Annotated in this window: 27 protein-coding genes; 2 read left to right on the top strand and 25 right to left on the bottom strand. The window is 66.0% G+C overall.

All coding sequences use genetic code 11. The features are described from left to right. Positions 1-8: 8 nt before the first annotated feature. Positions 9-362 carry a PaaI family thioesterase gene (locus ACAD63_RS24230; RefSeq protein WP_255519632.1) on the bottom strand — a complete coding sequence of 118 codons (354 nt, stop codon included), beginning with the start codon at positions 360-362 and terminating at the stop codon, positions 9-11. A gap of 4 nt (positions 363-366) precedes the next feature. Here ACAD63_RS24230 and ACAD63_RS24225 point away from each other — a divergent pair, with 4 nt between their 5' ends. Further along, positions 367-792 carry a MarR family winged helix-turn-helix transcriptional regulator gene (locus tag ACAD63_RS24225; RefSeq protein WP_255519631.1) on the top strand — a complete coding sequence of 142 codons (426 nt, stop codon included), beginning with the start codon at positions 367-369 and terminating at the stop codon, positions 790-792. 127 nt (positions 793-919) lie between these two features. Here the strand turns inward: ACAD63_RS24225 and ACAD63_RS24220 are convergent, their stop codons facing one another. From ACAD63_RS24220 to ACAD63_RS24210, 3 genes are all read right to left on the bottom strand, one after another. Further along, the gene (locus tag ACAD63_RS24220) at positions 920-1,321 is read right to left on the bottom strand and encodes a cupin domain-containing protein (protein ID WP_133095743.1); all 402 of its coding nucleotides are present in this window, start codon (positions 1,319-1,321) and stop codon (positions 920-922) included. A gap of 387 nt (positions 1,322-1,708) precedes the next feature. After that, entirely contained in the window at positions 1,709-2,752 is a 1,044-nt protein-coding gene (gene pstS / locus ACAD63_RS24215; protein WP_434034461.1) for a phosphate ABC transporter substrate-binding protein PstS, read from the bottom strand. Between the two features lie 326 nt (positions 2,753-3,078). After that, complete coding sequence (locus ACAD63_RS24210; protein ID WP_434034460.1) at positions 3,079-3,864, bottom strand: SDR family oxidoreductase; 786 nt, start codon at positions 3,862-3,864, stop codon at positions 3,079-3,081. Between the two features lie 99 nt (positions 3,865-3,963). Here ACAD63_RS24210 and ACAD63_RS24205 point away from each other — a divergent pair, with 99 nt between their 5' ends. Beyond that, complete coding sequence (locus ACAD63_RS24205; RefSeq protein ID WP_195427124.1) at positions 3,964-4,875, top strand: AraC family transcriptional regulator; 912 nt, start codon at positions 3,964-3,966, stop codon at positions 4,873-4,875. 31 nt (positions 4,876-4,906) lie between these two features. On the opposite strand, the gene ACAD63_RS24200 is transcribed toward ACAD63_RS24205, so the two are convergent. The 21 genes from ACAD63_RS24200 to ACAD63_RS24100 all read right to left on the bottom strand — a co-directional run bounded on the left by ACAD63_RS24200 (position 4,907) and on the right by ACAD63_RS24100 (position 25,257). Beyond that, on the bottom strand, positions 4,907-5,491 hold the full coding sequence (locus ACAD63_RS24200) for an NADPH-dependent FMN reductase (protein WP_135703068.1): 585 nt from the start codon (positions 5,489-5,491) through the stop codon (positions 4,907-4,909). A gap of 27 nt (positions 5,492-5,518) precedes the next feature. Continuing rightward, positions 5,519-6,040, bottom strand: a complete 522-nt coding sequence (locus ACAD63_RS24195; protein ID WP_240745828.1) for a DUF4863 family protein — start codon at positions 6,038-6,040, stop codon at positions 5,519-5,521. Then, entirely contained in the window at positions 6,037-7,059 is a 1,023-nt protein-coding gene (locus tag ACAD63_RS24190; RefSeq protein ID WP_133095748.1) for an amidohydrolase family protein, read from the bottom strand. The genes ACAD63_RS24195 and ACAD63_RS24190 overlap by 4 nt, the downstream gene beginning before the upstream one ends. 6 nt (positions 7,060-7,065) lie before the next feature. Then, a complete protein-coding gene (locus tag ACAD63_RS24185; protein ID WP_195426915.1) occupies positions 7,066-7,872 on the bottom strand; it encodes a 2-keto-4-pentenoate hydratase in 807 nt (268 codons plus the stop codon). Beyond that, positions 7,869-8,909, bottom strand: coding sequence for a 4-hydroxy-2-oxovalerate aldolase (dmpG, locus tag ACAD63_RS24180; RefSeq protein WP_135703070.1), 1,041 nt, complete (start codon positions 8,907-8,909; stop codon positions 7,869-7,871). Before dmpG ends, ACAD63_RS24185 begins: the two co-directional genes overlap by 4 nt. A gap of 11 nt (positions 8,910-8,920) precedes the next feature. Continuing rightward, positions 8,921-9,871, bottom strand: coding sequence for an acetaldehyde dehydrogenase (acetylating) (locus ACAD63_RS24175; RefSeq protein WP_133095751.1), 951 nt, complete (start codon positions 9,869-9,871; stop codon positions 8,921-8,923). Next, the gene (gene mhpD, locus ACAD63_RS24170) at positions 9,868-10,695 is read right to left on the bottom strand and encodes a 2-keto-4-pentenoate hydratase (RefSeq protein WP_135703071.1); all 828 of its coding nucleotides are present in this window, start codon (positions 10,693-10,695) and stop codon (positions 9,868-9,870) included. Before mhpD ends, ACAD63_RS24175 begins: the two co-directional genes overlap by 4 nt. Beyond that, positions 10,692-12,182, bottom strand: a complete 1,491-nt coding sequence (locus tag ACAD63_RS24165) for a 2-hydroxymuconic semialdehyde dehydrogenase (RefSeq protein ID WP_434034459.1) — start codon at positions 12,180-12,182, stop codon at positions 10,692-10,694. Before ACAD63_RS24165 ends, mhpD begins: the two co-directional genes overlap by 4 nt. Positions 12,183-12,325: 143 nt before the next feature. Then, positions 12,326-13,408, bottom strand: coding sequence for a porin (locus tag ACAD63_RS24160; protein ID WP_431189867.1), 1,083 nt, complete (start codon positions 13,406-13,408; stop codon positions 12,326-12,328). Between the two features lie 158 nt (positions 13,409-13,566). Next, positions 13,567-14,529: a LysR family transcriptional regulator gene (locus ACAD63_RS24155; RefSeq protein ID WP_135703073.1), complete on the bottom strand. Its 963-nt coding sequence runs from the start codon at positions 14,527-14,529 to the stop codon at positions 13,567-13,569. 25 nt (positions 14,530-14,554) lie between these two features. Beyond that, positions 14,555-15,205 (bottom strand): flavin reductase family protein, encoded by a 651-nt coding sequence (locus ACAD63_RS24150; protein ID WP_135703074.1) that lies wholly within the window; start codon positions 15,203-15,205, stop codon positions 14,555-14,557. 25 nt (positions 15,206-15,230) lie between these two features. Next, positions 15,231-15,779, bottom strand: coding sequence for a 3-hydroxyanthranilate 3,4-dioxygenase (locus tag ACAD63_RS24145; protein ID WP_135703075.1), 549 nt, complete (start codon positions 15,777-15,779; stop codon positions 15,231-15,233). A gap of 13 nt (positions 15,780-15,792) precedes the next feature. Continuing rightward, the gene (locus ACAD63_RS24140; RefSeq protein ID WP_135703076.1) at positions 15,793-16,242 is read right to left on the bottom strand and encodes a RidA family protein; all 450 of its coding nucleotides are present in this window, start codon (positions 16,240-16,242) and stop codon (positions 15,793-15,795) included. A gap of 47 nt (positions 16,243-16,289) precedes the next feature. Then, the gene (locus ACAD63_RS24135; RefSeq protein ID WP_135703077.1) at positions 16,290-17,891 is read right to left on the bottom strand and encodes an MFS transporter; all 1,602 of its coding nucleotides are present in this window, start codon (positions 17,889-17,891) and stop codon (positions 16,290-16,292) included. A 209-nt stretch (positions 17,892-18,100) separates the two neighbouring features. Continuing rightward, a complete protein-coding gene (locus tag ACAD63_RS24130) occupies positions 18,101-19,255 on the bottom strand; it encodes a patatin-like phospholipase family protein (protein WP_135703078.1) in 1,155 nt (384 codons plus the stop codon). A 263-nt stretch (positions 19,256-19,518) separates the two neighbouring features. Then, positions 19,519-19,938: an organic hydroperoxide resistance protein gene (locus ACAD63_RS24125; RefSeq protein ID WP_133095759.1), complete on the bottom strand. Its 420-nt coding sequence runs from the start codon at positions 19,936-19,938 to the stop codon at positions 19,519-19,521. A gap of 99 nt (positions 19,939-20,037) precedes the next feature. Further along, entirely contained in the window at positions 20,038-21,552 is a 1,515-nt protein-coding gene (locus ACAD63_RS24120; protein WP_135703079.1) for a fumarate hydratase, read from the bottom strand. 18 nt (positions 21,553-21,570) lie between these two features. Next, the gene (gtdA, locus tag ACAD63_RS24115) at positions 21,571-22,614 is read right to left on the bottom strand and encodes a gentisate 1,2-dioxygenase (protein ID WP_434034458.1); all 1,044 of its coding nucleotides are present in this window, start codon (positions 22,612-22,614) and stop codon (positions 21,571-21,573) included. 24 nt (positions 22,615-22,638) lie between these two features. Further along, the gene (gene maiA, locus ACAD63_RS24110; RefSeq protein ID WP_434034457.1) at positions 22,639-23,277 is read right to left on the bottom strand and encodes a maleylacetoacetate isomerase; all 639 of its coding nucleotides are present in this window, start codon (positions 23,275-23,277) and stop codon (positions 22,639-22,641) included. A 13-nt stretch (positions 23,278-23,290) separates the two neighbouring features. Continuing rightward, positions 23,291-23,989, bottom strand: a complete 699-nt coding sequence (locus ACAD63_RS24105; RefSeq protein WP_135703082.1) for a fumarylacetoacetate hydrolase family protein — start codon at positions 23,987-23,989, stop codon at positions 23,291-23,293. A 68-nt stretch (positions 23,990-24,057) separates the two neighbouring features. Then, on the bottom strand, positions 24,058-25,257 hold the full coding sequence (locus ACAD63_RS24100; RefSeq protein WP_434034456.1) for a 3-hydroxybenzoate 6-monooxygenase: 1,200 nt from the start codon (positions 25,255-25,257) through the stop codon (positions 24,058-24,060). Positions 25,258-25,272 lie beyond the last annotated feature (15 nt).

Below are 25,272 nucleotides of genomic sequence, written 5' to 3'. Positions count from 1 at the left end.
CACGCACATCACACGGGGCAACATCCGCGATGGGTTGGGGCGTGCGTTTCGAAGCATGCGAGACGGCAAGCCTCCACTACTGCCTGGACGGGCGATAGCACGAGCAGCGTAGATGTGCCATGTGACAGGACGCGTCCGTCCATTGCCAGCACGCGAGCTTCCGCAGTGATGATTTGACGGCCCTGGCTGGCAACGCGGCCTTCGGCGCGGACCCTGCCCGTGTCAGGCTTGATCGGTCTGGAGAAACTGCCCTTTGTCTCGACAGTGGTGTAACCAACGCCGGCGGGAAGAAGGGAGTTGGCCGCACAGCCAGTGGCGCTGTCAATGAGCGTCAGGGGCCATCCGCCGTGCACCGAGCCCATTGGATTGAGCAGCCGTGACGACGGCTCGCCTTCGAACGCGGCGAATCCGTCGCGCTTGCTGGCGCTTAGAATCACAGCGGCGTTGGATGAGGCGCTGGCGCCGTCTGGCCTGACCAGTACTCAATTTGGATTAATGTGCCTGATTGCGTCGGCAACAGACGACACGCTGGCCGCATTGGCGCAACGGGCCGGGCTGAATCAATCGACCATGTCAAGGAACGCGGATCAACTTGTCGGCACGGGGATGGTGGAAGTTGTCATGGCGGAAGCCGGTCGCCGCCGCCGCGCGGTTTGGCTGACAGAGGCGGGCGCCTTGACATTGCAACAGGCTCTCGCGCTGTGGCAGCCAGCGCACCGCGCGTTGCTTCGGAAGCTGGGTTTAGAGGCGCACAACATCGTGGGCGCCGTCGCAGCAAGGCTGGAGGAGTAGCGTCGAGCCCTGCTTCGCCTCGGCGGCCTGGCACAGGCTTAGCTGACGCCCAGAGTCACCGCTGACTCATTGGTGCGCCTGGTCCACGACGGACGCGCATGATACCGGCTGCCAAATTGTGCCCGGCCTATTTGGCCGGTGCCACCAGCGGTGCGCCCTTCTTCACGATGTAGGTCGCCAGTTCCGATGCCGTGCCGCTGCCGACATTGCGCGCCGAGTGGGGCGTACCGGCCGGAATGAACAGGGATTCACCGGTCTTGAGCGTGACAGGCGGATTGTTGCCAAGCTGGTACTCCAGCGTCCCCTGCAGCACGTACGCAATCTCCTCGCCCGGATGGGAATGCATTGGCGCGAACGCGCCGGGATCGAGGTCAACGCGGACCTGTACCCCCTCGCGACCCGGCACGCTGAGATCGTGCTGAACGAGATCGGTGCGATGGACGCCTGCCATCTGAGCTTGCGCCGTCTGCAGCAACAAGCCGCTGCCGACGAAGAGCATGGCCGCAGCCATCATTCGGGTCGATTTCATCTGCTGACTCCTGTGTCCTGATTGACATTAACGATGAGATTGCATTTCGCCCAGGGGATGGGCGACGACGTGCAGGCAACGTGCGGTCCTGGCAGCAAGCCATGTGGTCCGGGAACCCCCAATGCAAACCCGCACCAATCCCCTGCACATGGCACATTGAAAGATGGCCATGTATCTGGCCTGTGTCTGCGCACGTTTGCCAATGTATCTTCATGTAATCAGGACTCGGATGGATACCTCCGCACACAAAGCCAAGCCACGACGTCGTGCCGCGGCTCCGTACTTTCAAGCACCGTCCCATCAAGGACGACCTGGGTTGACCTGGGGACGCTGTCCCCGTCGCCTGGCCTGGGGTGACCGCGACTGGCTCCGTGCGAGGCGTTCCCATCATCGGAACGCCTCCTTCCAGTACGCTTCAACATGCCTGACCACGCCGGCCGGAAGCGCGACATAATGCTCGGCTGCGGCGTCTGCCTGCCCCTCCGACAGCGCCCACCGGAAGAACGCGATTGCGTCGTTGGTCTCGGCAGCGTTGCCGTTCGCCTTGGAAATCAGGACGAATACGACCCCGGTGATAGGCCAGGCCTGAGGGCCCGAAGCATCTGTCAGCACCTGATAGAAATCCGCCTTCGGATTCCACTCTGCCGCGGTCACCGCCGCGCTGAAGGTTTCGCGCGATGGCTGCACATAGATGCCGTCCCGGTTCTTGACGGCGGCATAGGCGAGCTTGCGCTGCAATGCGTAGGTCAGCTCGACATAGCCAATGGAGCCCTTCACATTGCGAATGTAGGTTGCAACGCCATCGTTGCCATTTGCCCCGACGCCGACGGGCCATTTCACCGTCGTTCCGGCGCCCACGCGTTCTCCCCATTGCGGGCTGACCTTGGTGAGGTAATCCGTCCAGTTGAAGGTGGTCCCCGAACTGTCGTTGCGATGGACGACCACGATCTTCAGGTCCGGCAGCGCCAGGCCAGGGTTTTCCGCGGCAATCGCCCGGTCATTCCAGTTGACGATCCTTCCCTGGTAGATATCCGTCAGCAACGCGCCGGTCATGCGCAGCTGCCCCGGGCCAACACCATCCAGGTTGAGCACCGGGACAACGCCACCGACCACGATCGGAAACTGCACCAGGCCCGCCGCGCGCAGATCCTCGGGCTTGAGCGGCATGTCGGTGGCGCCGAAGGTCACCCGGGCAGCGCGAATCTGGCGAATCCCGTTTCCCGAGCCCGTGGGTTGATAGTTAACCTGATGGCCGGTTCGGGCGTAGTACGTTGCCGCCCATTTGGACATCAAGGGATAAACAAAGGTGGAACCCGCGCCGGTGATATCGCCGGCGCGTGCCAGTAAAACGGTGCCGAGCAGGAGCAACAGAATCGCAACTTGGCGGATCGCTGGCAGAATCCGCAATCCGCAATCTGGCGCTGGCTTCATGATTGTTCTCCCGCTTCTTCGCCCACGTTTCTGTGCTTGCGCAATTCAGGCTAGCAGATGGCGAGAGACATGACGACAGTAGTCGTGACACCCTGCGGGAAAAAAAACGACTCACTCCATGGACCGTTGCCCGCCAGACGGTGGCAAGCAGTCCATTTATCTCTGCCCCAAAATTGTTTGTGACTGTCATGTTTCTGACATCAGTTGCCAGTGCGCCGACGCATCGACATTGGATCTGCGCAATGGCAGATGAAATCGCCAATGGCGGGCATTTCGCGGCATGGGAGCGATATGGTTGAACACGTAGCGGATGAACGGCAATGGCGTCAGTCGAAACGTGATACCGCGGTACGCTCGCCCGCCGGCAATATGTCGCCATGGACCAGGGCGACAGCGTCGGCTCCGGCCGGGAAGCGCAGCTGCCGGGACCGGTCATTTGCCGCCCGCCACACGGCTTCGGCCACATCGGATGCTTTGGTCACCCTGGCAGGCTGCGCGAATCCGGCCAGCACGGACATCGCATACGCGCCGTACGCTTCGGGGATCATGCCGGCCATGCGCGGCCCTGCGTTTTCCGTGAAGCGGGTGTCCGGGCAATAGCCGGGCTCGACCAGCTTGGCGCTGACGCCGAACTCCCCAAGTTCATGGGCCAGCGAAGCGGTGAAACCTTCGATGGCGGTTTTGCTCGCGGTATAAGCGGCCACGAGCGGCATCGGCGCCAGCGTCGCGCTCGAGGTCACGTTGACGATCACGCCGGCACGGCGCTCGCGCAAGCGCGGCAGCATGGCCTGCGTCAGGGCCATCACGCCGAAGGTATTGGTTTCGAATACCTCGCGCACCGTCGTCATCGGCGTCGCCTCGAAGGCGCCGAACAGGCCCACGCCGGCATTGTTGACGAGCACGTCGATGGGCCCGCACACGGCCAGCGCGGCGTCGATGCTTTCGGCACGGGTCACGTCAAGCGCCAGCAGGCGCAGGCGCTCCGACCGGGGCAACAGGTCTTCACGCGGCGAGCGCATGGTTGCGATGACGTGCCAACCCTGGGACAGGAAATGGTGCGCGGTGGCAAGGCCGTAGCCGGACGAGCAGCCGGTGATCAGGACGGTCTTCATGGTGTTGCTCCTTGTTCGATTGCGATGGCATAACGATAGGGAAGCCTGGCCGGACCATCTATAATCAGACGTCCATATAACTTTCGCATTCGTCCAGACATCATGGATCCGCTGTCTGAAGTGATCGCACTGCTCCGGCCGCGTACGGTGTTTTCCAAGGGCATCAGCGGTGCGGGCCGGTGGAGCGTGCGCTACACGGCGTTCGGCCACCCCAGCTTCTGCGCCGTGCTGGAGGGCGGTTGCGTGCTCGGCGTCGACGGCCAGCAACCCGTCACGCTGCAGGCCGGCGATTTCGTGCTGCTGCCTGCGACGCCCGGCTTCACCATGTCAGGCGCCGAGCCGGCGACGCCGGTGCTGATCGACCCGACGGCGATCCCGGAGCCCACGGAGGACATGCGCCACGGCACGCCTGACGGGCCACCGGACTTGCGCATGCTGGGCGGCTACTTCCTGTTCGACTCGCCCGATGCCGCGTTGCTGGTGTCGCTGCTGCCCGGCATGGTCCATATCCGCGACGCAGAGCACCTGTCGGTGCTGGTGCGACTCGTCGGCAGGGAAGCGTCGGCGCAACGCCCGGGGCACAGCCTGGTGCTGACGCGCCTGGTGGAGATCCTCCTGGTCGAGGCGTTGCGCTGCGCGCCCGGTGACCCCGCGCCGGCCGGCCTGCTCCGCGGGCTCGCCGACGAACGGCTCGCGGTGGCGCTGAACCACATGCACGCTGACCCCGCGTACACATGGACGGTGGCGGAACTGGCCGCGAAGGCAGCGCTCTCCCGCTCGGGATTCTTTGAGCGGTTCACGCGGGCGGTCGGCCTGCCGCCCATGGAATACCTGGTTGCCTGGCGCATGGCGCTGGCAAAGGACATGCTGCGCAGGCAAGACGTTGCGCTTGCGCAGGTCGCCGAACGGGTCGGCTATGGATCCGCCAGCGCCTTCAGCACGGCGTTCAGCCGACACGTCGGACAGTCGCCGAGCCAGTTCGCACGGCAATCCACGCAGGCGGCGGCCTGACGACTTTGGTGCGCCAGGGCCGCCGCGGTCGCTATCCCTTGTTCGACAGCCGCCCGGCGGTGCGGCTCAGCGCCACGCCAACCTGGATGACCGCCTTTTCCGCCCCCTTGTCCCGGAGGCCGGTCTCGCCTTCGAAGGCCTCGTGCGCCGTGCCCAGCGCGAATGCGTCGGGAATGACCACTACGCCCAGCTTGTCGAGCACGGTGCGCAGCGCCAGCTGCGAGCGCAGGCCGCCCAGCGGCCCCGGCGACGCCGAAAGCAGCGCGGCGGCCTTGCCGGCCAGCAGCGCGACGCCGGAGGTGCCGTCCTCCTGGGGCCGGCTGACCCAGTCCAAGGCGTTCTTCAGCATTGCCGTGTAGCCGCCGTTGTACTCCGGCGTGGCAATCAGCAACGCATCGTGGCCGGCGAATTCGCGCTGCAGGCGGCGCGCTTCGGCCGGCACGCCCTGCTCCGCCTCGTCATCGCCGTCGTAGAGCGGCAGCGCATAGTCCGCCAGCCGGATGGATGTCACCACCGCGCCCGCGTCGCGCGCGCCATACGCCGCGATGTCGAGCAGCTTCTGGTTAAGCGAGCCGCGACGCGAACTTCCGCTTACTGCAAGGATCCTGATACTCACTCGAATGCTCCGGAGCAAAGGTTGAAGTCATGCGGCGGGCGCCGCGCGGTACTCGATCTCGCCGCCAGGCAGGAAATACATCATCAGCGCCTTGCCCGTGACCGTCGGGAAGTGCTCGCTCATCGGCGGGAACACGCGCCAGCCCGCGCCATGCCCGCAGAACTGCGCGCCCGGTTCAAGCGGGACGATCATGTTGATCTCGCCCCGGGTGTGGCAGTGGTACTGGCCCATGACGTCGCGCAACAGCCCGCTTTCCACGCTCATGCCGGCAGTTTCCGGCGAGGGCTCGGCGATCCTGCCGCGCCGGTAGGTGGCACCCTCGATCTCGACATAGCCCGCCCAGCCCTCCTCCACGCCGAGCTGCAGCAGGCGGCACAGCTCCTGGTAAGGGCGAGTACCCGCGCCATATTCGCGGTTCAGATAGGCCTCGAGGTCCTGATCGAGCGGGCGCGAGCGAATCTCGTCGCACAGCTGACGCACCCATTGCAGCAACTCTTCCTTGTGCGGACCGTGCGGCAGCATCTGGCGCTCCTTCTCTGAATCCATCATTCGTCTCCGCTGCCGTCGGCAGGCAAGTTGAAGAACCTGGCGGCATTGCCGCCGAGGATAAGGCGCCTGGCCCGCTCGCCCAGGTGCGGGTGATTCTCCACCAGGGCCCCGATCTTCTGCTCGCCAAGCGGATAGGGATAGTCCGAGCCGAGCAGGACCCGTTCCTCGCCCATCACGTCCACAAGCAGGCGCAGCGCGCCTGCGTCGAATACCGCGCTGTCCACCGAGAACCGGTCCACGTACGACGACGGCAGGTTCGGACAGTCTTCGCGCACGATATCCCGATGCAGCCAGGCGTTGTCGACCCGCCCGAGCAGGAAGGCGAAGCTGCCGCCGCCATGCGCGAAGCACAGCTTGAGCGAGCGCGGGATACGCTCGAACGCGCCGGATAGGATAAGCGAGAGGATGCCCAGCTGGGTCTCGGCCGGCATGGCCACGAGCCAGGGCAGCATCCACCGCTTCATGCGCCCGTCGGTCATCATGTCCCACGGATGGACCAGCACGGGAATGCCTTCCTGCGCGCAATGGCAGAGAAAGCGGACCAGCGCTTCGTCATCGAGGTCCCGCGAACCGACGTGGTTGCCGATCTGCACGCCGCGATGCCCGGCCGCGACGGCACGCGAGGCTTCGCGGCAAGCGAGCTCGATATCCTGCAGCGGCACCTGCGCCAGGGCCATCAGCCGGTCCGGCGCCACCGAGCAGAGCTCCAGCGCCTTGTCGTTCATCCGTTGGGCCCACTGCAGCGCCGCCGGGGCGTCGTAGCGGTAGCCGAACATCACCGGCGTCGCGCACATCAGCTGCGCGTCGATGCCCTGTTCGTCCATCTGTTCAAGGCGCCGCACCGGGTCCCACAGGGGCCGGCTCACCGGCCGGAAGGGCCGCCCGTCCAGCATGATCATGCCGGACTCGCCATCCTCCGCCACGGCAAGCCACGGCACGCCGGGCTGGTCGGCGCGCTCCGCCTCTTCCCGCGAGATCGTGGGGAAGAAGTGGGCGTGCATGTCGATTCGCAATGTCATGGCTTGCTATGCCTCTTCCAGGTTCTGCGCTACCATCTGCCCCACGGTCAGGCAGGTCGTGAACTCGACCTCGCCGACACCATTCACCACCGCCTGCACATGGCTGCCCGGCAGGAGCGGATGCGCGGCCGTGGCGGCGCCCGCCATAATCAGCGTGCCGGCCGGCAGGACCGTTTCCGACGCGCTCGCCAGCCGCGACGCTTCGACCACGGCCCGCAGCGGGTGCCCGAGGATGGCGCCGGTGGAGCCAATCTGCACATCACGCCCGTCCACGCGCAGGATCACGCCCGCATTGCGCAGGCCGTCGACGTCCCTGGCCCAGTTGCCGACGACAAGGCCCGCGCTGGAGCAGTTGTCGGCGACCACGTCCGCGAGCGTGAAACGGAAGTCCTGGTAGCGCGAATCAATGATCTCCATCGCCGGCGCCACGGCTTCCAGGTAGTCTTTGGCCTCCAGCGCGGTCAGCGGCCGCTCGATGGCGCGCCGCGTGAGAAAGCACACTTCGGGCTCGACCCGCGGATGGATAAAGCGGCGCAGGTCGACGCGGCCGCCGTCGTCCTCCAGCATGGTGTCCGTCAGCCAGCCCCAGATCAGGCTGTCGACGCCCATCTGCACCATCTTGGCCCGGCTGGTGAACCCGAGCTTGATGCCGACGCGCCGTTCGCCCCGCTGCACCCGCCGCTCGATCGACGCACGCTGGATCCGATAGGCATCCGGCACCGGGAAGTCTTCGGTGGCGGTGAGCTGGTTGATGGCCCTGGCGTGCAACGCCGCGTCATCCAGCAGGCGCGCCGCAGCTTCGATATCGATCATGCTGCCCTCGCTTGTCGTTCGCCGCGCCGGACCAGGTCGAGCGCAACGTCAATGATCATGTCCTCCTGGCCGCCGACCATCCTCCTGCGGCCCAGTTCGACCAGCACGTCGAACGCGGACAGGCCGTACCGCTGCGCCGCGGCCTCCGCATGGCGCAGGAAACTCGAGTACACGCCGGCGTAGCCAAGCGCCAGCGTCTCCCGGTCGACGCGCACCGGCCGCTCCTGCAGCGGGCGGACGATATCGTCCGCCGCATCGATCAGCTTCTTCACATCGCAGCCGTGGTGCAGTCCCTGGCGGTCGATCGCGGCAATGAACACTTCGAGCGGCGCATTGCCGGCCCCGGCTCCCATGCCGGTCAGCGAGGCATCGATGCGATCGCAGCCTTCCTCGATGGCGACCATGGAATTGGCGACACCGAGCGCAAGGTTGTGGTGCGCATGCATGCCCGTCTGCGTAGCGGGATCGAGCACGTCCTTGAGCGCGCGGAAGCGCTCGGCAACGTCGCGCATGTTCAGCGCCCCGCCCGAGTCCACCACGTAGATGCACTGCGCGCCGTAGCTTTCCATCTTCTTCGCCTGCTGCGCGAGCAGTTGTGGCGTCGTCATGTGGCTCATCATCAGGAAGCCGACGGTGTCCATCCCCAGCGAGCGGGCGTATTCGATGTGCTGGCGCGAGATATCGGCCTCGGTGCAGTGCGTCGCCACCCGGACCACGCGGGCGCCCGCGTCATGCGCCTCGCGCAGGTCGTGCAGCGTGCCGATGCCCGGAATCAGCAGGGTCGCCACCTGCGCCCGCCTGACCACGGCTGCCACCGCGGCGACCCACTCGATATCGGTGTGCGCGCCGAACCCGTAGTTGAAGCTCGATCCGGCGAGCCCATCCCCGTGCGCGACCTCGATGCTGTCGACGCCGGCGTCGTCGAGTGCCTGCGCGATGGCAACGGCCTGCGGCAGCGTGTATTGATGGCGCACGGCATGCATGCCGTCGCGCAGCGTCACGTCCGAGACATAGATCTTCTTGCTCATGGCGGTCATCGTCTTCTCCTTCAGGCAGCGACCCAGGCAGCGAGCCGCCTGGCGGCAATCTGGTCGGCGGTGCGCAAGGCGGCCGAGGTCATGATGTCGAGATTGCCGGCGTATGCGGGCAGGTAATGCGCCGCGCCTTCGACTTCCAGCAACACGCTGACCTTGAGGCCGGTCGACGATGCGCCGTGCTTAGCGAACTGGCGCGGCAGCGCGACGCGGTCAAACTGCACCGCCTGCTTCAGGCGGTAGCCGGGCACGTAGGCGGCCACCTTCGCCACCTGGGCATGGATCGATGCCTCGATCCGCGCCGTGTCCGCATCGGCGTCGACCAGGCAGTAGACGGTATCGCGCATCAGCAGCGGCGGCTCGGCCGGATTCAGGATGATGATGGCCTTGCCGACCGTCGCCCCGCCGATGACCTCGATGGCGCGCGACGTGGTTTCCGTGAACTCGTCGATATTCGCGCGCGTGCCCGGGCCGGCCGACCGGCTCGCGATCGATGCCACGATCTCGGCATAGTGGACCGGGGTGACGTCCGAGACCGCGCGGACGATGGGAATCGTCGCCTGGCCGCCGCACGTCACCATATTGACGTTCTCCGAATCGAGGTTCGCGTCGAGATTGACCGACGGCACGACGAACGGGCCGAGCGCGGCCGGGGTCAGGTCGATCACCGTGACGCCGTGCCGAGCCAGGACCAAGGCGTGCCGCGCATGCGCGCCGGCCGAGGTCGCATCGAAAGCGATGCGGATGTCGCGAAACCCGGGCATGGCGACCAGGCCGTCGAGACCGTCGGCCGTGGTGGCCACGCCCATCCGCGCGGCGCGCGCCAGGCCGTCCGATTCCGGATCGATGCCGACCATGACAGCCATGCTGAGATGTTCGGCATGGCGCAGGACCTTGATCATCAGGTCCGTGCCGATGTTGCCCGAGCCGATGATGGCGACGGGGACTCTGGTTTTGTCATTCACGATTGGATTTCCGGTTGCTTCGAGAAAGCGGCGCGCACCTCGCCCAGGCCTTCGATGCGCGCGCTGAATACATCGCCCGGCACCACCGCTGCCATCGGGCCCAATGCGCCGGTCAGCACCACATCGCCGGCGCGCAGCGGCTCGCCCATCCGGGCCATGGTGTCGGCGAGCCAGATCGCCGCGTTCAGCGGATTGCCCAGGCACGCGGCACCGGCTCCGACGCTGACCTGCTCGCCATTGCGCTCCATCAGCATTCCGCACCTGACCAGGTCGAGCGCTTCCAGCCTGACTGGCTGCGAGCCCAGGACGAAGCATCCGCTGGACGCGTTGTCGGCGACGGTGTCGAGCAGGCGGATGTCCCAGTTCGCGATCCGGCTGCCGACCACCTCGATGGCCGGCAGCGCAAATGCCGTGGCACGAATGATGTCCGCCACCGTATGCCGCGCATGCGGCAGGTCGCGCTCCAGCACCAGCGCAATCTCGGCTTCGACCTTGGGCTGGTGGGTCCGCGAGAACGGGATTTCCTCGCCATCGCCGAACGCCATGCCGTCCAGCAGCGTGCCGAAATCCGGCGCATTCACGCCGAGCTGCGCCTGCACGCTGCGCGACGTCAGGCCGATCTTCCGCCCGACGCGGCGCGCGCCCGCCAGCACCCGGTGCGCAACGTTGATCTGCTGGATGCGGTAGGCGTTCTCCAGCGGGTTACCGTCGATCGCCGCGATCGCCTCGCGCACCGGCGGCACGGGCGCGAACGGCAGCCCGTCATGGGCCTTCCTGAGGGCATCGGCGATGGCCTGCCGGGCTGTGTCATGTGCCGCGCTCATGCCACCCTCACACAGATATTGGTCAGTTCGGAATAGAAGTCCATCGAATGGCGCCCGCCTTCACGGCCGAAGCCGGACAGCTTGGTGCCGCCGAACGGCGTGCGCAGGTCGCGCGCATACCAGGCGTTGACCCAGACGATGCCGGTCTCGATGCGCTGCGCGACGCGGTGGCCGCGCGCCAGGTGCGTGGTCCAGACGCTTGCCGCCAGGCCATAGTTGCTATGGTTGACGCGCGCCACCACTTCGTCCTCGGCGTCGAACGGCGCGATATGGCATACCGGGCCGAACACTTCCTCGTTGACGCAGCGCGCGCTGTCCGGTAGCCCGGTCCAGATCGTCGGCTGCACGAAGGCGCCGTTGTCGCAGGCATCGCCGAAGCGCGGCACGTCGCCGCCGGTGACAACGGTGGCGCCCTCCTCCACGGCGAGCCGCAGATAGCCCAGCACCTTGTCGCGGTGCGCGGCGGAGATCATCGGGCCGGTCGTCACCCCGGACACATACGGCGATCCGATCCGCAGGGCCTCGGTCCGCGTCTTGAGTTCCGCGACGAAGCGCTCGAAGATCGGGCGCTCGACATAGACGCGCTCGGTGCACATGCACACCTGCCCGGCGTTGGTGAAGCTGGAGCGCAGCACGCCTTCCACGGCGGCATCGAAGTCGGCATCGGCAAAGACAATGGCCGCGTTCTTTCCGCCCAGCTCGAAGGAGATGTTCTTCACGCCATCGGCCACCGCCTTCATGATCGTGCTGCCGGTGCGCGACTCGCCAGTGAAGGTGATGGCATCGATGTCCGGGTGCCGGGTCAGCCATTCGCCGGCAGCGCTGGGCCCGTGGCCGTGAACCAGGTTGAAGACGCCGTTGGGCAGGCCGCTGTCGCGGATCACCTCGGCCAGCAGCGTCGCACTGGTGGGGGCTTCTTCCGAGGGCTTGGCCACCACGGAATTGCCCATCGCCAGTGCCGGCGCCACCTTCCACGTCAGCAGCAGCAGCGGCAGGTTCCATGGGGAAATCACCCCGACCACGCCCAGCGGCTTGCGCGTGACGTAGTTGAGCAGCTGCGTGCCATCGGCACCGGCAGACTCGAAGCACTCGCTGTGCGCGGTGCTCGCCAGGTCGGCAAAGGTGCGGAAATTCGCGATGCCGCGCGCGATATCCAGCTCCCTGGCCTGCGCGATGGGACGTCCGGTATCGGCCACTTCGGCGGCCACGAACTCGTCGAAGCGTTGCTGGATGCCGTCCGCGATGCGCTGCAAGGCTGCCGCGCGCTGCGCCGTGGTGAACTGGCGCCAGGGCCCGCGCTGGGCCCGGCGCGCGGCCTGCACGGCGGCATCGACCGCGTCGGCGTCGGCCTCCGCCACGCGCGACAGCTCACGCCCGTCGATCGGGCTCAGCTTGGCGAACGAGCCCGCAGACGCCACGAACTCTCCATCAATGAAATGCCGCAGCTGTCGGGGCAATCCCTCTGCGACCTCGGCGTAGTACTCCATGGGTTCTCCTGCACATTGTTGGTGAAAGCAAGTGTAGGAGTGCCCGTTTGCCTTGGATAATCAATCCTTGGCGGGTTGATATAAGGGCGTGGAATAGTGAGACGCCGACACAGCGCGGATGGCGGCCGCAACGGGGACGCGCATCAGAAGATGTGCTTGATGCCCAGCATCGCGCCAAGCTGGTTGCCGCCCGCGGTCGGCGGTGCGGCCGGCGTACCGCCCGAACTGACCGACAGTGCAAGGTGCCCGCCGTTGTCGATGAAGCCGGCGGTGCCGTAGACCGTGGTGCGTCTGGACAACGCGTAATTCGCCCTTGCTGCATATAGCCAGGCCTTGTTGGCACTGTGGTGATAGCGCAGGAAAAGGACCTCTGCGTCGACGCTGAAGGCCGGCGTCACCGTATACGAGGCGCCGCCGTACCAGAGATCGCTGCGCGGCGTGGCAGGGTTGGCGTCGTTGTCCCGCCGGATCCAGCCGCCGCCGAGCTTTGCCTTGCCGATATTGGCGTACCCGCTCAGTGAAAGCCGGTCGTCCTTCATGCCGCTGCTGCCCAGCCCGGCGCCGGCCCTCGCCGCGCCACGCAGCGAATCGTAGGCAACGGCCATGCCCCATGCGCTGGTGTTGTAGCCGATCAACGCCGACCACTCCCGGCACGCACGGCGGTCGGCAGGGTTCTCTCCTGCGCAGGGGGCGCCGGCCGGCGCGGCATCCCGGCCCAGGCTGTAGGTGGCGCCGAGCGTCACGCCACCAAACGTTCCCTTGTAGGAAATCGCATTGTCGGCGCGCGGATTGGCGAGGTAGCTGTCCAGCGAGGATGAGCCAAACGTGTTCGGCCCGAGCATGTCGGCATCGAGCGTCGCCCAGAACAGCATGGTGTACTGTCGCCCGAGCGCCAACTGGCCCCAGCGCCCGTTCAGGCCGACCCACGCCTGCCGCCCGAACAGGCGCCCGGCCTGGTTGGACACGCCGGAATCCGGCGCGAAGCCGGATTCCAGGACGAATGCAGACTTGAAGCCGCCGCCCAGGTCTTCGGTGCCTCTCAGGCCCCAGCGCGATGGCACGGTTCCCGAGAGATTGTTCATTCTGACGAGCGCGCTGTTCTTGGCACCGGTGTGGTTGAGAACCTCCACGCCGGTGTCGACGACACCGTACAACGTCACGGATTGAGCAAGGGCGATGGTTGGCAAACTCATCGCGCCAGCCCAGATGGCTCGGCCTGGCTTCACGTCTCCTCCTTCTTTGTATTGCGGCAGTTGGTTCTGGTAATTCACGGAAAGCGGACAAAGCGGTCCACTCGAGCCTGCGTGGCGCAGGCTCGGTCAGTCGGGGTTATCGCGTTGTCTTGAGGGGTCTGGGCAGCGCTGCTGAGGCCGGATCCGCGCAGTCAGGACGCCTTGTCGGTGCCGGAGACCTCTTTCAGGCATTCGATAAAGACCTCGCACGCCGGCGTGAGCGCCTTGTTGGCCCGCACCGAGTAGCCCACCGTGCCGAACGCGCCGAGTTCAGGAATCGACAGTGTCCGCAGCAGCCCGGCCTGGACAAACTGCCTGGCCGCGACCCGCGGCATTACCGCGATGCGGTTGGTTGTCAGCAGCAACCCGAGGTTGGTCAGGACGGACATGGACTCCACCAGGTCGCGCGGCAGCTCGATGCCGGCGTTGCGGAACATCCGTTCGACGGCGTAGCGCAACGGAGAGTCCGGCGTGGGCAGGATCCATGGATGCTGGTCCAGCTCGTGCAACGATGTCACGGACTGGCCAACGGCGTCATTGGCGCTGCCGACCACCACGTCCAGCAAATCCTCGAACAGCACCTGGTGCGTCAGCGGAAAGGCATCCGAGATCGGCAGCTCCAGTTCAGGCAACCTGCCGACGACGATGTCGACCTCGCCGGTGGCCAGTGCCGGGAACAGCTGTGCGGTCGGCCCTTCGCGCACCGTGACGATGATGTTCGGCGCCCGCTCCTTCAGCCTGGCGATCGTGGAAGGCAGCAGGTGCGCCGATGCGGCGATCATCGTACCGACCACCACCCGGCCCGCGCTGCCGAAACGGAATTGGTCGAGCTCCTCGGTCATGTAGCGGAACTCGGCCAGCAGCGACTTCACCCGCCGCGCCAGCACCAGCCCCAGTTCGGTCGGCACCACGCCGCGATTGGAGCGGGCAAAGAGGGTGCCGTCGACACAGCCCTCCAGCTCCTGGATGATCTTGGTGACCGCCGGCTGGGTGAGTCCCATGTCGTTGGCGGCATGCAGGATGGAACCGGTCTCGATGACGCGGTCGAACACCAGCAGCTGGCTCAGCTTCAGATTCCGGCTCAGCCGGATCTGCGTTAGCGGATGAATGTGCATGGCAGGATCACCCCCGGGGCGGCACTCACTCTCTAGCAACGCCCACCGTCGGCAGGTAGGTCGGCACCGCAATCCGGCGACGGTCGGACGAGCGGCAGTAGTTTGGCCCGCCCAGGCGCCCCACCGGGTAGAACCGGTCGACCCTGATACGGAGCTTCTCGTCGTCGAACAGGTCGTCGCGGATATACATCGACACGATCTCGCCGAAGACGATGGCGCGCTGCGTCGAAAACTCGAAGACCTTGAACAGCCGGCATTCCCACGCCACCGGCGCCTCGCGGATCCGCGGCACCGCGACCGCCTCCGAAGTCGCGAGCGACAAACCCACCGCCTCGGCCTCGCAGACATGCGCCGGATAGTCGCTGCCGCACATCACCGCGCGCTCGACGATGGGCTCGTCGACCATGTTGACGACGAATTCGCGCCGATCGAGGATGTTCCTGAGCGTGTCCTTGACCTCGCCGGGCCGGTGGCTCTCGTCGCCGTAGTGATCGACCGCGATCGCAAACAAAGGCGGGTCCTCGCCCATGTAGTTGAAGGCACTGTATGGCGCCGCGTTGCAGACGCCGTCGCTGCCGAGGCTGGTGACCAGCGCAATGGGGCGCGGCCCCACGCTGCCGGTAATCAGCCAGTACTTTTGCCTGGCCGACAGGCCCGACATGGCAATAGTTGTCATTGGTGGTCCCGTTTGCAAACCCTTATCAACGCACCGGCGAACGCACCGGCGCTGCGCCGCGGCCCGGATGGATGGCGCCGCAATGGCTGCAGCGCCGCTTGTCTTCGGAAGCATAGAAAGCCGCGAACAGCGGCGGCAGGTCATCGACGATGCTCCTGAGCTGGACCTCCGCCCGGCAGACCAGGCCGTCGCAGCTGTCGCAATACCATTCAAAGCCGTCGACGGCCCCGGCCGGACGCTGGCGCTCGATGACCAGGCACACGCTGTCCTCCTCGGGCCGCTGCGGCGAATGGCGAACGTGCGGCGGCAGCAGGAAGACGTCTCCTTCCCGCAGGTCGACCCGCTCGCGCCTGCCTTCCACCATCAGGTTCAGGTACGCGTTTCCCCTGAGCTGGTAGAAAAATTCCTCGAACGGGTCGTCGTGATAGTCGGTACGCAGATTCGGGCCGCCGACCGCGGTCACGATCAGGTCCGCGTCCTGCCATACCTGCTGGTTGCCCACGGGAGGCTTGAGGAGATGCCGGTGCGCGTCGATCCAATGGTTAAAGTTGAATGGCGCTCCGTACTTCAGCATAGTGTTCTCCATGTCATGGCTCGTGGGTCTGCGCTGCCTCGGCGCGGGGCGCGTAGGCAACGGCCTTGATCTCGATGGTCAGCAACGGATGCGGCAGCTGGTGGACGGCGACGGTCGTCCGCGCCGGCCCGGCTTCGTCGAAATACTCCGCATACACCTCGTTATAGCCGCCAAAGTCATTCATATTCACCAGAAATGTGGTGATCTCGACCAGATTGGCCAGGTCTGCGCCCTCCGCCCGCAGGATGTCGCGGATGTTCTCGATCACGGCTCGGGTCTGCGCCCGGATATCGACGCGGGACGTACCCATTTCGTCCACGGCCGCCCCGACGAAGCTGTTGTCGGGACGCCTTGAACTGGTGCCGGAAACGAACAGGAAATCGCCGGCGCGCACCACGTGGGGAAACCGCCCCCGGGGCGTGGCCTTGCCTTGCACCAGCCGCGCCTGAGCAGACTGCTTCATATCAATGCTCCATTTACTTTCAGGTTGAGCGGGACACTGCCTGTGTGTCACTGGTTCACGTCGACGTCCTTGGTCTCCTTCAGCAGGAACATGCCGAGGACGACCGAGATGCCGCCTACCGCAATCGCGTACCACAACCCGCCCAGCACGCTGCCTGACTTGACCGCCAGCACCGTGGACATGAACGGCGCCAGGCCGCCGAAGTAACCCGCACCGATGTTGTAGGGGATCGAGATCGAGGTGTAGCGCACCGCCGCCGGGAACAGCTCCACGTAGTACGCGGACATCGGCCCATAGGCCATCGCGCCCCAGATCATCAGCAGGAACAGCAGCAGGTACATCATGGGCCGGTTGATTGCCGCTTCATCGGCCGCCGGGGGATAGCCCGCGGCAACGAGCGCGTCCCGATAGGCCTTCTCATCGAAGCCGGCCACCGGCTTGTCGCCGATATACGTCACCAGCGGCTCGCCGGCCAGGCCAGGCTCCACGCGGTAGGACAGGCCCGCCTGCGTCAGGAAGTCGCGCGCCTTGTCGCACGCGGTCTGAGTGCTGGAGAAAATGCTGTCCGAGCAGTCCGAAGACGCCACGCGGATGGTGACGGACTGCTGGAACTGCGCGAGGGCGGGATTCACCGCCTTGCCGAGTTGCGAGAAGATCGGCAGGAAGGTCAGCACTGCCATGCCGCAGCCGATCAGCACGATCCATTTCCGGCCGACCTTGTCCGACAGCCAGCCGAAGAACACGTAGAGCGGCAGCGAGAAGACCAGCGCGACGACGAGATAGCTGTACGCCTGGCTGGACGGCACCTTCAGCGTCGACGTCAGGAAATACAGGACATAGAAGTTGCACGTGTACCAGACCACGCCGACCGCGGCCTGCGCGCCGAACAGGACCGCCAGCATCCGCCGCACGTTCTGGCCGACCATGAGGCTGTCGCGCAGCGGTGCGCTCGATGTGCGGTTTTCTGCCTTCATGCGCTGGAACACCGGCGACTCGGAAAGGGTCGTGCGGATGTAGGTCGATACGGCAAGCAGCAGCACCGACGCCAGGAATGGCACGCGCCAACCCCAGACTGCGAAGTCCTCCGCGGAAATCCACAGCTGGCAGAGCTGCGTCACGGCCAGCGAAAGCAGGAAGCCGAATGTCGCCGTGGTCTGGAGCCAGCCGGTGGCATAGCCCCGCCGGCCGGATGGCGTATGTTCGGCGATGTAGGCCGCGGCTCCGCCATACTCTCCACCCAGCGCGAGCCCCTGCAGCAGGCGCAGCACGATCAGGATGGCCGGCGAAGCCCATCCCAGGGTTTCATAGGACGGCAGCAAGCCGATGCCCGCCGTCGAAATGCCCATCAGCACGACCGTGGCAAGAAAGGTTGCCTTGCGCCCGGCCTTGTCGCCGAACCGTCCGAATACGACGGCACCTAGCGGCCGGATAATGAAGCCGATGCCGAATGTCGCCAGCGATGCGAGATAGCTGGCGGTTGAATTTCCGGCGGGAAAAAAATGCGACGAAAAGAATATCGCCAGGCTTCCATAAAGGAAGAAGTCATACCACTCGAGTACGGTGCCGACGCACGCGCCTACGACCACCTTCGCCTCTTCGCGCTTCGACGCGCCGTGCGCTCGCACATTCGCTGCTAGTTCGCTGCTCATCCAGTCTCTCCTCCGTCCATCGGCTTACGGGCTACGAAGCGCCGTTGCTGCCGTCGAAGAGGAGTCTAAGAGCCGCGCCGGTCAGGCCATAATCAATCCTCAGGTCATTGCTATTCCATGCCGGAATAGCAGCGCCGCAAGCCAGACCACAGCGTGGAAAGCGGCGCGCGCAAGCTTTCGCGGCGCCTGCTCGCCAGGTGATTCGCATCTCACCCGGGGAGGCTCGCCTGAACCCGGTGCACGGCGATTCCCTCGATCGGGTCGAGCGGTTCACGCCAGGGGGCACGGCCAATCGCATCCCGCGTGTCCTGGTACCCGGCCGCCCAGCGGCGTTCGATGCCGTGCGTGGAGAAGTCGATATCGCGGTTCATATCGTTGCCGTCGAGTTGCGGTGCATCCAGCTCGACCACATGCATGGTGGTTCCGCAACCCCAGTCGAGCAGTTCCTGCACGGCGGGCTGCGCGCGCTCGCTTTCCGGAATGTGCTTGCCCAGTTCGCGGATCACGTGCCGCAGGCGGTGTATCTGCCGCTGCCGCTCAAGGTGGCATTCCGCGCGGCTGGAGTACTGGATGTCGCGCAGCCGGCTCATTACCTGCCAGATCGAGGTCGGGTCCGGGCCGCTGGCCGGCCACAACTGCACGGCGAAGATCAGCGAACTGCGGCGGGGACGGTCATCCAGGACAGCTTCCAGCGGCGTGTTCGAATAGATGCCGCCGTCCCAGTATGCCTCGCCGTCCACCTGCACCGAGGGAAACCCCGGCGGAAACGCTGCCGAGGCCATCACGTGCGCGACCTTCAGTGGCGCGTCGCGGTTGGTGAAATAGCGCATGCGGCCATTGCGCACGCCGACCGTGCCAACGGTCAGCCGCGTGTTCCCGGCGTTCAGGTAATCGAAGTCGATCAGGTTGCCCAGCGTCGCGCGCAGCGGCTCGGTGGAGTAGAAGGCCGACTGGGCAAGGCCGACCGTGGCGCGCAGCCCCAGCCACCAGGCGGCGGGACTTGGCGTGAAAAACGACGGAATGCCATGGGTGGTAATCGACAGCACCCGCGCCCAGTTTTCCCATTCGCGGAAGTGGCCGCTTGCCTCGCCGGCGCCGCGGTAGGCAATGCCATCCCAGAACCGCTTGAGCCGGGAAAGCCGCTCGGCTGGCGGGTTGCCGGCGATAATGGCCCCATTGATCGCCCCGATCGACGTACCGATCACCCACCGCGGCTCGAGGCCGGCCTCATGCATGGCCTGGTAAACGCCGACCTGGTAGGCGCCAAGCGCGCCGCCACCTTGCAGGACCAGCACGACCTGCCCGGGCAGTTCCGCGAGCGCTTCCGCTGGCGCGGAGACGGATACTTTTGCTGTCTCGCCCATTGCATTCCTTCCTGCCGTGGCACAGGGGCACGACTGTTCGGAAGTATCGTCCTACGTCCGGGGCCAGGCAACCGCGGCGCACTGGCGGCCACGCTGCCCGAACTGCTGCAGGCCCGGGGCGTGAGCTGGCGCATCTACCAGGCCCCGAACAAGAACTGGGGCGGACTGTTGCACGGCGGACTGGCATTCAAGAGCTTCCGCGAATCGGCGCGGCTCTCGCCGACGCATCGGCGCGAGCCGATGCGTGCGAGGCCCTGCCGTCCTCAGACGATATTGATCTCGACATCAATATTGCCGCGCGTCGCCTTGGAGTACGGGCAAAGCTGGTGTGCGGCCGCGGCCAGGGACTGCGCGACCTCCCGGTCAATCCCGGGCAAGCTCACATTGAGCCGTGCCGCCAGGAAGTAGCCATCACCGGCCTGGCCAAGATCCACTTCAGCGTCAACGGCCGCGTCGGCCGGAACCGTGACTTTCGCCACCTGTGCCGCCTTGGCGATTGCGCCGAGGAAGCAGGCCGACCAGCCGGCGCCCAGGAGCTGTTCCGGATTGGTACCGGCGCCGTTGCTGCCGGGCCCTGACAGATCGACGGCCAGACGGCCGTCGGTGCTGCGGGAGTTGCCGTTGCGGCCGCCGACGGTATGGGTCTTGCCGGTGTAGATGACTTTATCGAACTGGTTGATCATTGCGGGGTATTTCAGTTAAGGATGTTGATCGCCACGCGGGGTTGAGCGTCGTCCGGGGTGGCGGCTACCGGCGACGCGATAATCAGGGCAAGTGGATCTTCATGCCGCCGCGATGCGCCAGGTGCGCGGTCCGCTTTCGTGGACACTGTTGCCGCCGGCGTCCACGGCAACGACAACGGGCAGGTTCTCCACATCGAACTCGTAGATGGCTTCCATGCCGAGATCGCCAAACGCCAGGATGCGGGAGGACCGGACCGCCTTGGAGATCAGATAGGCGGCCCCACCGGTTGCCGCCAGATAGACGCAGCCGTTCTTCACGATGGCGCTGATCGCATCCGGCCCGCGCTCGGCCTTGCCGATCATGCCGAGCAAGCCGGTGGATGGCAGCATGCGCCCGGCAAATTTGTCCATCCGCGTTGACGTGGTCGGGCCGCAAGGGCCTACTACTTCGTCACGCACGGGATCAACGGGCCCGACGTAGTAGATCATCCGATTGCGGAAGTCCACCGGCAAGGGCTCGCCACGCGCGAGCATCTCGTCGATCCGCTTGTGCGCGGCGTCGCGCCCGGTCAGCATGCGCCCCGACAGCAGCAGCGTCTCGCCGGCGCGCCAGGTGCGGGTTTCCTCCCGGGTCAGGGTGTTCAGATCGACCCGGCGGCTCGCCGTGCCGTCAGGCAAAGGCAGATCCGGCCAGAGGTCGGGCCAGCGATCCGGCGAGAGCGGCGTCAGCATGACCGGGCCGCTGCCATCGAGTTCGAAGCGCGCATGGCGCGTTGCCGCGCAGTTCGGCACGATGGCGACAGGCATGCTTGCCGCATGCGTGGGGTAGGTCGCAATCCTGACATCGAGCACGGTGGTCAACCCGCCGAGCCCCTGCGCCCCGATGCCGAGCGCATTGATGCGGTCATGGATCTCGATTCGCAGCGCCTCCAGTGCGTTGCGCGGGCCCCGGACCTTGAGATCGAGCATGTCGAGCGGCTCGGTCAGGCTCTGCTTGGCCAGCAGCATGGCCTTCTCGGCCGTGCCGCCGACGCCGATGCCGAGCATGCCGGGAGGACACCAGCCGGCCCCCATCGACGGCACCATGCTGACGATCCAGTCTGCGACCGAATCGCTGGGCATCAGCACCGCGAACTTGCTCTTGTTCTCGCTGCCTCCGCCCTTTGCCATCACGTCGACCACGACGGTGTTGCCTGGCACCAGCTCGACGTGGACGACCGCCGGGGTGTTGTCGCCGGTATTGCGCCGCGCGAACAACGGGTCTTCGACGATGCTGGCACGCAGCGTATTGTCGGGATCGAGATACGCACGACGCACACCAACATTGGCCGCATCGACGATGCCCGACGGGAAGCCGGCGAGCCGGACGTCCATGCCGACGCGCAGGAAGATATTGACGATGCCCGTATCCTGGCAGATCGGACGCCGGCCTTCCGCGCACATCCGCGAGTTGATCAGGATCTGGGCAATCGCCTGCTTGGCCGGCTCGCTGGCCTCGCGTTCATAGGCTGCGGCAAGGTGCCGGATATAGTCGGGAGGGTGATGGTGACTGATGAACTGCAGCGCCGCGGCAATGCTGTCGACAAAGTCTCCATAGGAAACGATGGTGGTCATGATGCCGGCCACCCCGCCTCAGCAACGCTGCTCGCGGAACAGGCCGAGCTTTTCCTGCGCGACGCGGTCCGAATACGAGAACAGCACCAGGTCCTGGCTGGCATGCAGCGTGTAGCGGCTCCAGCCCGGCACCACCACCACGTCGTGCGGCGCAATCTCCAGCTGCTGATCGCCGATCGTGACATGGCCACTACCTTCCACGCAGACGAAGACGATGCTGTCGGTCGAGCGGTACGGCAACGTCGCGAAGCCGGACGGCAGCAACCGGATCATGGTGGCGATGGTCGGCATGGCCCAGCCGCCGTCCACCGGATTGGTGTAGCGCATGAGGTAGCCCGCGTGCGGATCGGGAGCACCGGCGCGTGGCAACGCGAACAACGCCTCGCGCGTACGCGCGTAGGGATAGTTGAAGACCGGGGAGTTCATCGTGGACGCCTGGTAGCCCACCGGCATCAGACCTGTGCCATAGCGCGCGAGTGCGTCGCCTGCAGGGCGCGTGACCGGCGCTTCGCCGGATTTGAATTCCTCGCGGAAGCCGCCGTTGAAGAGCGACACGATAGGAATATCGAGTCCGTCCAGCCAGACCATCGGCGCGTTGCCCTCGTGGCCGTGATGGTGCCATGTCCATGCCGGCGTGATGACGAAATCGCCGGGTTCCATATAGGTTTTCTCGCCGTCCACGGCGGTGTAGGCGCCCGAACCTTCGACGATGAAGCGCAATGCCGATTGGGTATGGCGATGCGCGGGCGCGACTTCGCCCGGCAGGATGAGCTGCAGGCCGGCGTACATCGTTCTGGTGATGCACGAAGTGCCGGGCAGGCCCGGATTCTCCATCAGCAGCACGCGCCGTTCAGCTTCCTCGGCCGAGATCAGGCTCGCCGATTCCATCAGGTACGGGCGGGCCGTTGCATATGCCCAGCGGTGCGCCACGCCCGCCGGTGTGGGTTCCGATGGAATCAGCTTGCGCAGCCGGGTCCAGAGGGCTGCCATCGCATGCGGTTCCAGCTCGCGGTAAAAGGCGTCGCGCCGGGTCAACACGTCAGGCGTGGGATTGGTTGTCATGATCGGATGCCTCCTGCATCGGTATCAGTGGGCGGCTATGTAATCGGGCTGGGCACTCGGCGCCGCCACGCGGAAGGCCTCGTGACGCATGCAGTGCTCGTAGGCAAGGCGCACGCGCGGGAACGGGTCGAGGCTGAACCACGCACGCTGCGCATTGGCAACTTGCGGTACCAGGCAGCAGTCGGCCAGGGTCGGGGCGTCGCCGACGCACCAGCCGCCATCCGCGGGCAGCCACGGTTCCAGTGCGCTGAAGCCCGCGGTGAGCCAGTGGGCGATCCATTCGGACTTGTCGGCGTCGGCAATGCCAAGGCGGGCGCTAAGGTACTTCTGCACACGCATGTTGTTCAGCGGGTGCAGGTCGCAGGCGATGGTCAGCGCCAGCTCCAGCACGCGTGTGCGAGCCTGGCCGTCGGCGGGAACCAGCAGCGGCACGGGGCACTTGCGATCGAGATAGTCGATGATCGCCAGGGATTGCGTGATGGTCTGCCCGCCATCCTGGATCGTCGGCACCAGCCGGTTCGGATTGAGCGCCTGGTACCCGGGCCGGTCCTGCTCGCCGGCGCGCAGATTCACGCCGATATGGTCCCAGGGAAGACCCTTCAGTGCCATGGCGATGCGCACCCGGTACGCCGCCGAACTGTTGAAGAAGTTGTACAGATCCATGCTCGTACCGCCTTCAGGCTACGCGCACTTCGACGTCGGTGAGCCCGGCGATGCCGCCACGCATGACCTCGCCGCTGCGCACCGGCCCGATGCCTTCCGGCGTGCCGGTGAAGATGAGGTCGCCGGGCTGCAGTGTGAAGAACGTCGACAGGTTTGCGACGATCTCGGGCACCGACCAGATCAGCTTGTCCAGGTCACTGCGCTGGCGGTCCTGTCCGTCGACCTGCAGCCAGATCTCTGCGGCTGCCGGATGGCCGACTTCGCTGGCAGGATGCAGCAGTGAAACCGGCGCGGACTGGTCGAAGCTCTTGCCGAGTTCCCACGGGCGGCCCCGGTCGCGCGCCGCGATCTGCAGGTCGCGCCGCGTCATGTCGATGCCGACCCCATAGCCCCAGATATGCGCATTGGCCTGCTCGACCGGTATATCCCGTCCCGCGCGGCCGATCGCCACCACCAGTTCGATCTCGAAGTGGAACTGCCCGGTCGCCGGCGGATAGGCGATCTGCGCGCCGGCGCCCGCGGGGGCTACCACGATCGCATCGGCAGGCTTGCAGAAGAAGAACGGCGGCTCGCGGCTCGGGTCCATGCCCATCTCGCGTACGTGCGCGGCGTAGTTGCGGCCAACGCAGTAGATGCGGCGCACGGGAAACAGTCCGTCGCCACCGGACACGGGAATCGTGACGGCGGGAATGGGCGGAACGACAAAGGTCATGCGGAACTCCAGGTTTGGGATCTGCAAGGTCAGATCCCGGGTCGATCAGGGGATGAGGGAAGTGGCCGTCATACGGTCAGGCAGGTCTCGGCCTTCCAGCCGTAGAGCCATTCCAGAGAGTCATAGAAGCGCTCCGGCGAACGGCTCTTCCACAGGGAATTGCGCACCAGGCGCTCCACGCCCGACGCGTGGCACAGCCGGCCGAACTCGCGGGTCGACAGGACGACGCGCGCGGTACGGGTGATGCGTGCGTCCTGGTACGCGGAAAAGGCGCGCGGCAGGTCGCCGTCGCACGCGCGTACCGCGGCCCCGAGCGTGACGGCGTCCTCGACGGCCATGCATGCGCCCTGCGCCAGGTATTGCAGCAGCGGATGCGCGGCGTCGCCGAGCAGCGTGATGCGGCCGTGCGTCCATTGACCGATGGGTTCGCGGTCTGCGGTGGCCCAGCGGCGCCAGGTCGGCGGCAGGGAGAGCAGGCTCAGCGGACGGGCATCGATGCCCTGGAAGTACGAAAGCACCTCCTCCTGGCTGCCCTCGCTGACGCCCCAGGTCTCCTGCTGGCGGCTGTGGAACGTCACCACGAGGTTGTACTGCTCGCCGGCGCGGACCGGGTAATGCACGACGTGGCAGTTCGGCCCGACCCAGAGCACCGGTGCGTTCCATTGCATGTCGCGCGGAAAATGCCCGGCATCGATCACCGCGCGGTACACCACGTGCCCCGATACGCGCGGCGGGTCGCCGACCAGTTGCTGGCGGATGGCGGACTTCACGCCGTCGGCGCCGACCAGGGCACAGCCGTGGTAGCTGTTGCCCTGTTCGTCGAATGCGGTAACGCCGTCCGCCGACTGCCGGACCTCGATGATGCGCGTTGCGGTGACGAACTCGATCCGGTCGGTCTCGCGCACACCCTCGAGCAGCGAATTGTGGACGTCGGCACGGTGCGTGACCGCGTACGGATTGCCAAAGCGCTTGCGGAAGGCTTCGCCGACCGGGATGTCGGCAACGGTCTTCCCGTCGATCGCATCGATCATCATCATGTGATCGGTGTAGACCGCATGGCTGCGCGTGCGCTCGCCCACGCCAAGCGCGTCAAAGGCGGCGAAGGCATTGGGGCCGAACTGCACGCCCGCGCCGATTTCGCCGATGACGCTGGCCTGCTCCAGCACCTTGACATGGCAGCCCTCGCGCGCCAGCGCGAGCGCCGCCGCAAGCCCGCCGATGCCGCCACCGACGACGAGCACGGGGGATGACTGAGTAGTAATACGCATGACACTCCTTATTTC

The sequence above is a fragment of the Cupriavidus sp. a3 genome (assembly GCF_051015765.1).
GTDB lineage: Bacteria > Pseudomonadota > Gammaproteobacteria > Burkholderiales > Burkholderiaceae > Cupriavidus > Cupriavidus oxalaticus_A.
This window is presented reverse-complemented; position numbering and strand designations above follow the sequence as displayed.

Coding starts and splice junctions, on each gene's coding strand:
- ACAD63_RS24190 (WP_133095748.1), bottom strand. CDS start 7,059: ATGACATTGCGAATCGACATGCACGCCCACTTCTTCCCCACGATCTCG.
- ACAD63_RS24150 (WP_135703074.1), bottom strand. CDS start 15,205: ATGACAACTATTGCCATGTCGGGCCTGTCGGCCAGGCAAAAGTACTGG.
- gtdA (WP_434034458.1), bottom strand. CDS start 22,614: ATGACAACCAATCCCACGCCTGACGTGTTGACCCGGCGCGACGCCTTT.
- ACAD63_RS24230 (WP_255519632.1), bottom strand. CDS start 362: ATGGGCTCGGTGCACGGCGGATGGCCCCTGACGCTCATTGACAGCGCC.
- ACAD63_RS24185 (WP_195426915.1), bottom strand. CDS start 7,872: ATGATCGATATCGAAGCTGCGGCGCGCCTGCTGGATGACGCGGCGTTG.
- ACAD63_RS24155 (WP_135703073.1), bottom strand. CDS start 14,529: ATGCACATTCATCCGCTAACGCAGATCCGGCTGAGCCGGAATCTGAAG.
- ACAD63_RS24125 (WP_133095759.1), bottom strand. CDS start 19,938: ATGATCAACCAGTTCGATAAAGTCATCTACACCGGCAAGACCCATACC.
- ACAD63_RS24165 (WP_434034459.1), bottom strand. CDS start 12,182: ATGGAGTACTACGCCGAGGTCGCAGAGGGATTGCCCCGACAGCTGCGG.
- pstS (WP_434034461.1), bottom strand. CDS start 2,752: ATGAAGCCAGCGCCAGATTGCGGATTGCGGATTCTGCCAGCGATCCGC.
- maiA (WP_434034457.1), bottom strand. CDS start 23,277: ATGGATCTGTACAACTTCTTCAACAGTTCGGCGGCGTACCGGGTGCGC.
- ACAD63_RS24220 (WP_133095743.1), bottom strand. CDS start 1,321: ATGAAATCGACCCGAATGATGGCTGCGGCCATGCTCTTCGTCGGCAGC.
- ACAD63_RS24195 (WP_240745828.1), bottom strand. CDS start 6,040: ATGATGGATTCAGAGAAGGAGCGCCAGATGCTGCCGCACGGTCCGCAC.
- ACAD63_RS24135 (WP_135703077.1), bottom strand. CDS start 17,891: ATGAGCAGCGAACTAGCAGCGAATGTGCGAGCGCACGGCGCGTCGAAG.
- ACAD63_RS24100 (WP_434034456.1), bottom strand. CDS start 25,257: ATGCGTATTACTACTCAGTCATCCCCCGTGCTCGTCGTCGGTGGCGGC.
- ACAD63_RS24130 (WP_135703078.1), bottom strand. CDS start 19,255: ATGGGCGAGACAGCAAAAGTATCCGTCTCCGCGCCAGCGGAAGCGCTC.
- ACAD63_RS24210 (WP_434034460.1), bottom strand. CDS start 3,864: ATGAAGACCGTCCTGATCACCGGCTGCTCGTCCGGCTACGGCCTTGCC.
- mhpD (WP_135703071.1), bottom strand. CDS start 10,695: ATGAGCGCGGCACATGACACAGCCCGGCAGGCCATCGCCGATGCCCTC.
- ACAD63_RS24120 (WP_135703079.1), bottom strand. CDS start 21,552: ATGACCACCATCGTTTCCTATGGAGACTTTGTCGACAGCATTGCCGCG.
- dmpG (WP_135703070.1), bottom strand. CDS start 8,909: ATGACCGCCATGAGCAAGAAGATCTATGTCTCGGACGTGACGCTGCGC.
- ACAD63_RS24140 (WP_135703076.1), bottom strand. CDS start 16,242: ATGAAGCAGTCTGCTCAGGCGCGGCTGGTGCAAGGCAAGGCCACGCCC.
- ACAD63_RS24105 (WP_135703082.1), bottom strand. CDS start 23,989: ATGACCTTTGTCGTTCCGCCCATTCCCGCCGTCACGATTCCCGTGTCC.
- ACAD63_RS24145 (WP_135703075.1), bottom strand. CDS start 15,779: ATGCTGAAGTACGGAGCGCCATTCAACTTTAACCATTGGATCGACGCG.